We start from the raw sequence: 9765 nt of genomic DNA, 5'->3' as shown, positions 1-9765 counted from the left end.
AAGACAAGGCTGTAGAAGGCGAAAGCGCCTTTCCAACCGCAGGATTGCTTACCCTGCGGAAAAACCAACGAAGGGACGCTGCTTCTGCGATTCGCGCCCCTTAATCCGACAGACTGCTAGAAGAAGCGAATGGGCGATAACTCAACTTTTTCTTAAATCTTGGGTAATGTTTATCGAGCTATTTCATCGCTGGCTGCCTTTACTTTCCATATATTTTCCTGATGACGCATGTTGATCAGCTATCACGTCGGCCCGGGTCTACACTGGAAGGCATCTGGGCAGTCAAGGAATTAGTGCCATGGCTCGCAATCCCATCCAGTTCCAGCTCGGCCTGTCATTGCCTGCGTTTCTCGACCAGTACGCCATGGAAGCGCTTGCCGGGAGGCCCTCTTCCAGCATTGCTGGCCCAAGGGGTCCGTGTGCCTCACCTACGGATCACCGCCGGCACCATCTTCCATGCCATCCATGTGCCACTCACTATCTGGTTTTTGGCCATCTACCTACTGAACCAACGCAAGACTGGCCTCTCGGCGCTGCCACTGTCCCGCGAGATCGGCCGAGTATCGCTTCAATGGGTGCTATGACCTTAAGGCCATCATTCCGCGCTTTCTGACAGTGGCGGCGAGAACACCGCCGATGCCGTACCGACTGGTTAAGCTGGCTGAGCCATATACGTAATCAGATTAGGTAATGGCGACGTTCAAGGAACGTCAGGAAGCAAGAAATTCCCTCTGCCCATTTTTGGACAAGGTGGTTAGAAAATAATGACATAGCACCTTTACGTTCTAGAGGGAGATACGCAAGCCCCAACTATCTCTATCCTGCGAGGACGACCATGCTGAGCCGTCTCTACAATTTCTGGACCACCCTGCGGACCAGCTTCTGGTTTGTGCCCACGCTCATGGCTGTCGGCGCGATCGGGCTGGCTGTCATCGCCCTCAACCTCGATGCCACCCTGCCGGAGGAGAAGGCTCGGCAGTTCTGGCTCCATAGCGGCGGGCCGGAAGACGCCCGCAATTTGCTATCGACCGTCTTTTCCTCAATGGTCACAATGGCGACACTCGTCATATCGATCACCATGGTGGTATTGACGCTCGCCGCCAGCCAACTCGGACCACGACTGGTCCGCAACTTCATGGGCGATCTCCGCACACAGCTCGTGTTCGGCATCTTCCTGATGACCATCATTTATTGCCTGCTAGTGCTTCGTACCCTCAACAGCGAACTCGACATTTCCGCGGTGCCGCACATTGCGGTCACGCTCGGGACCGCGCTCGCCCTCATCAACCTGTTCGCACTGCTGTTTTTTATCCACATTTTAGCTCGGTCGATCATTTCCGATACAGCGATCCGGCGTGTCGACAGAGATCTTCGCAATGCGATCTCACGCCTACTGCCGACCGAGAGCGACGGCCAATCGCTCGTCGAGCGCCCGACGGCGGATGACGCGCTGCCAGCCGACTTCGAGGAACATGCGGCCTCTTTGTGGCTGTCCGGCGAAGGCTATGTGCAGGCGATCGAGTATGAGCGGCTCGTGGAAATCGCCTGCCGGCACAAGGCGGTCATCCGCCTGGACTTGCGTGCCGGTCATTTCATCTTTCGCGGATCGCACAAGGCCGATATCTATCCAGGGCGCCTGCTCGGGCCGGATCTGGCGACCGAGATCGAAGGTGCGATCCTGATCGGTGAAGAGCGCACACCGGTCCAGGATCTGGAGTTCTCAATGCGCCACCTGGTCGAAATCGCCGTGCGCGCACTTTCGTCAGGCATCAACGATCCCTTCACCGCCATTGCCGTTATCGATCGCTTGGGCGCTTCGCTTAGCGAAATGATGCGACGGGACCTCCAGCCTGAGGTGTTTTGCGATGCGGCCGGCGTGGTGCGCGTGGTCGGCCGAGCGTCGAGCTTCCGTGGTTTCGTGGACGTCGCTTTCCACCAGATCCGGCAAGCCGCAGCCACCCACCCCGCGGTCATCATCCAGATGCTCAGCATCATCGCACAGCTCGCGGGCAACGTCCGCCTGTCCAGCCAACGCGACGCTTTGCTCGATCACGCCATCATCATCGCCGAAGCTGGCCGCCGCGGGGCATCGGAAGCCTCCGACATTGCCGACATTGAGCGCAGCTATCAGGCAGCTCAAATGGCATTAAAGTAAAAAGTCATCTCTCGAGGAAGACAACCTTTCCGGGGCAGACCAACGGCCCGGCGACGTCTTCCGTGGGGGTGACCCGCCAGCCGAGGCGCCGCATCAGCCATTCGAGTAGATAATCACCCACCTGAATACGGGAAAGCGGCCGACCCCCAAGCCCGACGGCGGCTGCCATGCCGTGCGTCGCCGTAGCGCGGATGCTCGATTGACCGGGACCCCACGGACTACCCCTCGGGTCTACGACGTCTACGTCGCGGCTGCGGTGGCGGCTGACCGGGCATTGTCTATACTCCAGCGGAGAAGGCTGGGGTCGCGATTTTTTTGCCAGGAAGCGCTTCCGGAAGGCGTCCACAAACCCCAGCCAGTGGCCGCTGTTTCTCCCGCTGACGTCGCTTCATTGGCACAAGTGTACGGACTCCAGGAGAGATGCAATGTACCTGTCTTACGCACAAGCGATACTGATCGGCGTCGGCCTCTGCACCGCCGGGATCTCCCTCGCGGAGACGTCGGTGCCGTCGACGCTGACGGTTCAAGAGGTTGAGGCTGGGGAGCTTTTCCCTCTGGTTCCCGGTGAAAGCACGTTCGAGGTGGTGGACGGTGACGGAGAGGGGCGGCAGGTCGTGCTGGAACTGAGTTCCACAGGCGGTGAAGGCCGCTGGGAAGCTCGATTTGGCGACTACAACATCCTCCATCTTTTTAAGCGCCGGGATGGCAGTGTGCTGCTCACCGGCCTGGACGTGCTGACGCAAGGCCAGACCGTGCTGTACGAGCCGCCCGTGGTACTGCTTCCCAACAGGATCGTGCCCGACCGGCCATGGAGTGCCTCTGGCAGAGCTACGGTCGTTAACAGAGAGACGCAAGAGGTTGTACACAAGGGTGAGTACCAGCACCGAGTCATGCCCATCACTCGAGAACGGTACACGACTCCGGCGGGTGATTACGAAGGTTTCCTGGTGCCACTCGAGCAGACCATCGATCTTGAGGCTCAGGCGGTGATCCGATTGTGGCTCGATCTCGGCTTCTTCCCCGGCAAAGGCCTGGTGAAACGTTCAATGAAGTTCGTCGTCGACAAACCTTTGTGGTTCGGCTCGACCACACGGCGCACAGCAGAGCTCGTCCGTTAGGGTCAGGTTTTGGCAGAGACAGGCAGGGATTGCCAGCCTTTGATGACCGGCTATTCAGTCTAGGATCTCTGGCACAGATGGAACCATGGCAATTCGTTTTATTACCCCTCTCACCGAGTCTGAGCAGAAGGCGGACCTTTACCTATTACCATGGAGAGAAGCACGCTCTACGCCGCCGTGCGTGTGCCATCCTGCTAAGCAAATCAAGTGTATATCATCAACAAAATCAGCAAGATACTGAAAATTAAGTCACATCGCGTGCACCTTATCTGCCTCCTCACCGGAGCTGGATCTTTTCGGGATCCTTTGACGGCAGGGCAAATTCTCCTGGCTGCCCTTGGGGGCTATCTATCGTTTGACCGCCCCTGTGAGGAGGTACATCACGTGCTCAGTGGCTACGGCTCAACGTGCATTATTAATTATGCATAGTCACTTAGCTGCGCCACTTGCGGGGGAGTAGGTAGCTGACATCACGCTGACCGTAGAGGCCTGCTCCAGCTGCGGCGACGAGGCTGAGGAGAGAGGCAATGAAAAGCCACAGCGCTGCCGAAGAGACGGCACTCTGGACATTATTTACTGCGGTGACCAAACGATCCTGCAACTCGGAAGCAGTCTGGCGCAGAGTCTCTATCGCTGAGTTAAATGAATTTTGCACCGCGTCGACTAGCTGCTGCGACTCGTTTTCGGTGATGCCGAGACGCGTCTGCAAAGTACTCTTTGCTTCGGATAGATCCTCCTCACTGATGATAGCATTCTCGCCTGTAAGCAACTGGTCTAGCATTTGGTTCACCTCTTCGGAAAACGAGGTCGGTTGCGCCGCGATGTCGGACAGCGTTGCGGAGAGGAGTGACCGGGCCCGGCTCATCTCCTGCTGGCTAATCACGTTGCGGAAAGCCTCGCGGGCCTCGGTGCGCAACTGCGAGGGGGTCACGTCAGCGTCCTGGAGTGCTTGCTGAAGCTCTGGCGGAAGATCTGCCATCGAGACCGACCCGGCGATCTCCGAAATGTTCGGGAGCGAAACATCATCAGGAGCAATCGCCTGGACGGCACTGGCCGTTGTTTTTGCGGTCTGCGCGACAAGAGACGTGGACGAACTGATTGCCGATGTGCCAGCGTTGATGCCCCCGAAAGCTACTATGAGTGTGGTCAACGCCCAGACCGCAGCGCCGGCCAGCGCTGCGACGCTCGCATTGGCCGTAGACATGAACTGCGCTGCGGCAAACCCTCCGGCGGCAAGCGAAATAAGTTGCGTTACGATAATGTAGATCGCCGCGCCGACGCCAAGCCCCTGTCCGACGGCCTCAAGACTTGCGACGCCGATAGCAACACCTAGAAGCGTGAACAACACCATCAGACCTAGGGCCACGATCGTACCGACAATAACCGCACCCAGTGTGGACCGGTTCGCATTGGACGATCTGGCATGAAGAGTAGTATCTGTCATGTGAAACCTCGTTAGCAGTGCGATACAGAGACGATCAAACGAGAGGTAGGCGTTCAAGGGCAGCTTGCATACCTTTTTGTTACTGCCACTTCTGCACTCAATAACAAGCCGCTAAAATGATGCGAACCAGCCACTCGATCCGAGCCATCGTCAATCAACTGGCTTTATATACAATGCCTTGTCACGGAAATTGGCTTCCAACCCATGAGCCCCGATACTGCGTTTCTCAATAAAGAGGGTGAAGTGAAAGTAAGGGGAGATACCATCTCCCCTTACTTTAATACGAGATGCGATGTGTTCTATTACCTGATGCAATTAAACTCAAGTCTGTTAATCCCAAATGCCATCGTATTCGTCGTAATCAAAGGGTGATACGTTGTCCAGGTCTGCCTCGTCGTAGGGAAGCACATAGGTGCTATAACTGGGATCCCAGCCAGCATCGTAACCATGGAAGGGATAGGCATAGGCCTCGCCACCGTAAGTAGAGTCGGCTTCGATTACCACCGCCTGGATTTTCCCTTCTGTGCTAAACAGGACGTTATCTATGTAGCCATAACCGTTACCTTCCCCTACGCTTGCATAGTCATCCAGCAGGTCGGTAAGTTTCCAGATTCGCGAGCCAGTAGTGGCGTCATCATCAACTTGCGAGATGTAAGATAGATCCCCTTTCGTAATATAATCTTCGTCGAAAACACCGTACTCATCGGCATTGTCTTCGTGAATCGGAATCGAGACGCCTTCCTCATGAACGTTAACCTCTTCCCAAGGAACCAGGACGTGCGTGTCGCCAATGTCCCAGAATCCACCCACTTGGGCGATAATAGCTACAATTTCGTTCTGATCGTTCAGTAGTACGTTCTCAACACTCCCAATTTCTTCGTCTTCAATACCGAATACCTCGGTATCCATCAAGCTTTCAGCGGTCATGCCGCCTTCGTCATAGAGGGTGTCATAATTCCACTCGCTGATGGCTGCTACATCGCCGTTGTATTCCTCTGCTTGGGTCTGGGTTGCTACCGTGGCGGAAGCAATAGCGAAGGCTAAAACAGAAGCCGATTGTGAAATTCTCATAAAATGAATTTCCTATTAAGTATTCACATATCAACCTAGAAGCCCTTCTTCGAAGGGTAAAGCTCTACCGGTTATCTTTAACATTTATTATGCTAAGGGTAACAGTGCCTCACGAAATAGTGGCAATGCTGGAGGTACCGTGTTTCATCGGTACGGGATCCCGGCTACAGTGCATACACGCTTCCTTATGACGAAGCAGATTTAGACAATGTATCAGCCTTTGACTACGATAAGTACAATGGATTGTGGGATTAACGTGGCCAAACCTAAGTGCAATAGGTAACCGAGCGCATCTCATCGAGTATTCAGGCAAGGGAAGATACTGTCTCCCCTTTAAGGGTACTAGGTATGAGACATATCTCGGCCAGCCATAACTCAATCGTTTTTTAACCGTTGAGTGTCGGAGAAAACCATTATGAAACACCTAAACCGCTTAATTCCGCTCTTTGCCGCTGCACTGCCTTTTACGGCAATGGCAGCGCCAGAAAACCTGAATGATTGGGAGAATCAACGCAGCGACCCCGCCTCGAGTTGGACGATCAACCAGTTGTTGGGAGATGACGTGATCGCAGGTGAGAACACCAAAGTTGGTGAAGTCACCGATGTGATATTCGACGATCAGGACAATCTCCAGTCGCTGGTGATCTACTCCAACGGCAACGCCGTGGCACGTGGTTTCCGGACCGTCGAGTGGCCAGTAAAGCTCTTCGAACCCAGCGATGTCCTTTTGTCTATCGGGCAGCAGCCTTCAGAATTCGGCAATCAGCAGGTCACGCTTTCGCCAGCGGAGCTTTTCGGTCAGAACCAATTCAGTGCCAGAGCTATGCTCGGCATGGGCGTACATATCGATGGTTCACCCTACGCGGAGATCGAGGACTTGGTCATGCATGAACAGGGGCAGGCCACGAGCGCGGTCATCGACCCGGGTGGCATGGAAACCACCAACTACTGAGTACCCACCGATTTCGGTTGGATCAACGCGGATTGGGCAATGATCATGCCCTACTCGCAGAGTGATATCGAGCAGTCGGATTTGTATCAGTAGAAAGCTAATTAAAAAACGTCTTTAAAAGCTACTCGGTAAAAGCTGAATGAATTCCCGCTTTAGCTTCCAAGCAGCAGAGTCGAGATTTATACAGCGTTTATCTAAGGTGGGAAAAATGGGCTAAGAAAGGAAACAATAAACAGACAGCGATACCGGCAAGGCGCGACAGCTGGCGAGATATTCATCAAGTTGCCTAGCGATCAAATAACCGCAAAGAGAAATGAAAGCCTAGAACTGCCCTGATCTCGACCGACCACAACAGGGGAGAAAGATGGAATTGCTTTATATCTTTTAAAAGAAAATCACCAAGCAACGCATTTTAGATTCTTTTTGTCTCTGAACACAGGAATCAAACTGTATAAACGAAGGAGAACCAAAAATGGAACAACAAAAGCAGATGATGGGAATGGGCTGGGGCCGATTTGCGGCGATGATCGCGACATCGACTTTCATCATGTTTTTCTTGATGTATCAGCTTGTCTATTCATTCGATCACGCAATGCTCAGCTTAAACCGTCTGACCGCTTCATTGGTGATGGGGTGCGTCATGACTGTCGTAATGCTGGCCTTCATGTGGTCTATGTACAAAGGAATGAAAACCAAGATCGCGGTGCTTGTTTTGGCCTTATTGTTCGCCGTGATTTTGCTGTTCGTGAATAGAACGCAGGCGCTAATCGGGGACGTCGATTTCATGAAGTCTATGATCCCCCACCATTCAATTGCCATAAACAACTCGCGAAGGGCATCCATCAGCGATCCACGCGTTCGCGAGCTTGCGGATCAGATCATTGCGGCTCAGGTCCGTGAAATAGCTGAAATGAAGCTGCTCCTAAATGATATTTCACAAAATGGAGAACAGGGAGAGGCAAATCTTCCTCCTCGTTCCACCAAGATAACGCCTGAAATGGAGCGCAAGATCGAACAGGTAGTGCAATGAGTCGGATAGTTTATGGCATTCCTGCTCAGTGCCGGGATCTCATCAAATACCTTGTGTATCGGTATCGCTGGCGAAAACAATTGGTCGTCCACACCATGATGAACGCCAAATGTTAAACGGCATTTTTTGGGCTTGCAGTCCAACATACTCCTGAATCCGTGAGACTGGCCCCCCTGTAGCACTTCTAACCCACTGATCTTCATGGCAAAATAGCGGGCATCGCCATTCACCCAGACAGTTCCATGCCCAACGTCAAGTTCCGCACCAGTCGCCGCACCCTCACCAGCCACGCCGGGCTATCCATCATCGGGCAGTGCGTCGAGATCGCGGGTGTCGACAGTATCGATAGCCGCTTCCCCACCACGCTGGGCATGCGCACCAGCGACGTGGTCAAGAGCTACCTGGGCCTGTTGTGTCTGGGCATGAGCGACTATGACGCCATCGAAAACGTCCGCCGCGACAAGCCCTTCCAACAGCTGCTGACCCTGCAGAAGGTGCCGAGCACGGCGACGCTGCGACAGCGGCTGGACAAACTCGCCGCCAACGACCTGCAGACGCACACCGCCAGCTGGTCCACGACGCTGCTGTCTTGGCGGAGGCACCGATCACCGCCGAGACGACGCATGTCTGCCTGGATATCGACACCTTCGTCATGGACAACAGCAACTCAAAGAAGGAAGGCGTCTCGCGGACCTACAAGAAGGTCGACGGCTACACCCCGATCGCCGCTTATCTGGGCAACTAAGGGTGGTGTCTGGGCCTGGAGCTGCGTCCCGGCAAGCAGCACACCATGAAGGAGAGCAACGCCTTCCTGGAGCGGGTGCTGCCCCGCGCCCAAGGCCTGACGGAGAACCCCATCTTGCTGCGTGAGGACAGCGGCTTCGACAGCCAGGCACATCTGGCACTGCTTGAACGGCAGCGGCAGGCCTTTGCTGACATGGGCCGCCAGCTCGACTATCTCGTCAAATGGAACCCGCGTGGCTCGGCCACGGCCGATCAGGACACCTGGCGGGCAGTGGCGGCGGACTATTGGGAAGAGCTGCGCCTTGGCAAACGCCAGGCGCTGTGGGCACAGACTGTCTCAATCCGCGACGATAACAAGGTCGACTATGTCGTCAAGCGCGTGATGCGCCTGGTGGAGCGTACCGCCGATCGCGATGGCCAACTGTTGCTCGAACCGGAATATGAACTGGAAGGCTGGTGGACCAGCCTGGACGAGGCACCGGAGGCGGTGATCAAGCGCTATCAGGCGCATGCCACCCACGAGCAATTCCATAGCGAGATCAAGACCGATCTCGACCTGGAGCGGCTGCCCTCGGGCAAGTTCGCCACCAACGATCTGATCCTGCATCTCGCCCAGCTGGCCTACAACATCCTGCGACTGATGGGGCAACTGGGCATGACCGGCGAGCTAAGTCCGGTCCGCCATCCCGCCAAGCGGCGCCGGATACGGACAGTATTGCAAGAACTGGTGCATCGTGCCGCCCTCGTGATCCACAAGGCGCGGCAGATCATCCTCGACTTCGGGCAGGACATTGGGCGCATGACGGTGTTGAACAGCCTGCGACGTCGTCTGCGCTATCCCCGAGGCACGCCATGCTGATTGCCTGTCGGACAAAGCTACCCAGCAGAGGGCTGATGGTCACCAGCGGCCAGCATCACCGAGCCCGGTGAATAGAAATGCATGACAAAACGGGGCATCGTCGCCGGCCGACGCAGCAATGGTTGGCCATAGCCAACATGCGTTCGGTGATTGGGACGGGATCGGAGGTCAAAAAATGCTCGCTGGCGATGATAGGGAAAGTGTCGGCGCCAGCTTCACGGATTCAGGAGATTGACTACCATGAACCCGCTTTATTCATCACGCCCGCGGTAGTAATGCCAGTCAGTTAACGCTGACTGGCATTTTTCTTGGTGGGGTATTTCTGTGGTCGGCGCCTGACCGATCGAGGATAAGACCGCTCGCGTCGCTCAGGCAGGACGAAGGCAGGTGCC

The 9765-nt window shown here is 55.2% G+C and carries 7 protein-coding genes and 3 pseudogenes; 7 read left to right on the top strand and 3 right to left on the bottom strand.

Annotation, left to right across the window (positions count from 1 at the left end):
- Window positions 1–298 precede the first annotated feature (298 nt).
- The 3 genes and pseudogenes from DU506_RS19775 to DU506_RS19770 all read left to right on the top strand — a co-directional run.
- Window positions 299–557: pseudogene (locus DU506_RS19775) on the top strand (IS1595 family transposase); the annotation flags it as partial.
- Window positions 556–678 (top strand): annotated as a pseudogene (locus DU506_RS22940) (IS1595 family transposase); the annotation flags it as partial. The pseudogenes DU506_RS19775 and DU506_RS22940, both read left to right, overlap by 2 nt.
- 157 nt (window positions 679–835) lie before the next feature.
- Window positions 836–2155, top strand: a complete 1320-nt coding sequence (locus DU506_RS19770; RefSeq protein WP_114488582.1) for a DUF2254 domain-containing protein — start codon at window positions 836–838, stop codon at window positions 2153–2155.
- Between the two features lie 4 nt (window positions 2156–2159).
- On the opposite strand, the gene DU506_RS21810 is transcribed toward DU506_RS19770, so the two are convergent.
- Complete coding sequence (locus DU506_RS21810) at window positions 2160–2324, bottom strand: hypothetical protein (protein WP_181870835.1); 165 nt, start codon at window positions 2322–2324, stop codon at window positions 2160–2162.
- Between the two features lie 256 nt (window positions 2325–2580).
- Here DU506_RS21810 and DU506_RS19765 point away from each other — a divergent pair, with 256 nt between their 5' ends.
- Window positions 2581–3273 (top strand): hypothetical protein, encoded by a 693-nt coding sequence (locus DU506_RS19765; protein ID WP_114488581.1) that lies wholly within the window; start codon window positions 2581–2583, stop codon window positions 3271–3273.
- A gap of 433 nt (window positions 3274–3706) precedes the next feature.
- Here DU506_RS19765 and DU506_RS19760 read toward each other — a convergent pair whose 3' ends face one another.
- Both DU506_RS19760 and DU506_RS19755 read right to left on the bottom strand, forming a co-directional pair.
- Window positions 3707–4717 (bottom strand): hypothetical protein, encoded by a 1011-nt coding sequence (locus DU506_RS19760; protein WP_114488580.1) that lies wholly within the window; start codon window positions 4715–4717, stop codon window positions 3707–3709.
- Between the two features lie 330 nt (window positions 4718–5047).
- Window positions 5048–5788 carry a PRC-barrel domain-containing protein gene (locus DU506_RS19755; RefSeq protein ID WP_114488579.1) on the bottom strand — a complete coding sequence of 247 codons (741 nt, stop codon included), beginning with the start codon at window positions 5786–5788 and terminating at the stop codon, window positions 5048–5050.
- A 415-nt stretch (window positions 5789–6203) separates the two neighbouring features.
- Between DU506_RS19755 and DU506_RS19750 the strand changes: the two genes are divergently transcribed.
- The 3 genes and pseudogenes from DU506_RS19750 (at window position 6204) to DU506_RS19740 (ending at window position 9373) form a co-directional block, all read left to right on the top strand.
- Complete coding sequence (locus DU506_RS19750; RefSeq protein ID WP_114488578.1) at window positions 6204–6740, top strand: PRC-barrel domain-containing protein; 537 nt, start codon at window positions 6204–6206, stop codon at window positions 6738–6740.
- Window positions 6741–7212: 472 nt separating this feature from the next.
- Window positions 7213–7770 (top strand): DUF305 domain-containing protein, encoded by a 558-nt coding sequence (locus DU506_RS19745; RefSeq protein ID WP_114488577.1) that lies wholly within the window; start codon window positions 7213–7215, stop codon window positions 7768–7770.
- A 242-nt stretch (window positions 7771–8012) separates the two neighbouring features.
- Window positions 8013–9373 (top strand): annotated as a pseudogene (locus DU506_RS19740) (IS1380 family transposase).
- Window positions 9374–9765 lie beyond the last annotated feature (392 nt).

The organism is Vreelandella rituensis (assembly GCF_003336665.1).
Lineage (GTDB): Bacteria > Pseudomonadota > Gammaproteobacteria > Pseudomonadales > Halomonadaceae > Vreelandella > Vreelandella rituensis.
The sequence above is the reverse complement of the archived record's forward strand: the minus strand, read 5'-3'. Positions and strand labels throughout refer to the sequence as shown.

What these genes read in the sequence shown, in the direction of transcription:
- DU506_RS19770 (WP_114488582.1), top strand. Translation starts at nt 836, where the DNA reads ATGCTGAGCCGTCTCTACAATTTCTGGACCACCCTGCGGACCAGCTTC.
- DU506_RS21810 (WP_181870835.1), bottom strand. Translation starts at nt 2,324, where the DNA reads ATGGCAGCCGCCGTCGGGCTTGGGGGTCGGCCGCTTTCCCGTATTCAG.
- DU506_RS19765 (WP_114488581.1), top strand. Translation starts at nt 2,581, where the DNA reads ATGTACCTGTCTTACGCACAAGCGATACTGATCGGCGTCGGCCTCTGC.
- DU506_RS19760 (WP_114488580.1), bottom strand. Translation starts at nt 4,717, where the DNA reads ATGACAGATACTACTCTTCATGCCAGATCGTCCAATGCGAACCGGTCC.
- DU506_RS19755 (WP_114488579.1), bottom strand. Translation starts at nt 5,788, where the DNA reads ATGAGAATTTCACAATCGGCTTCTGTTTTAGCCTTCGCTATTGCTTCC.
- DU506_RS19750 (WP_114488578.1), top strand. Translation starts at nt 6,204, where the DNA reads ATGAAACACCTAAACCGCTTAATTCCGCTCTTTGCCGCTGCACTGCCT.
- DU506_RS19745 (WP_114488577.1), top strand. Translation starts at nt 7,213, where the DNA reads ATGGAACAACAAAAGCAGATGATGGGAATGGGCTGGGGCCGATTTGCG.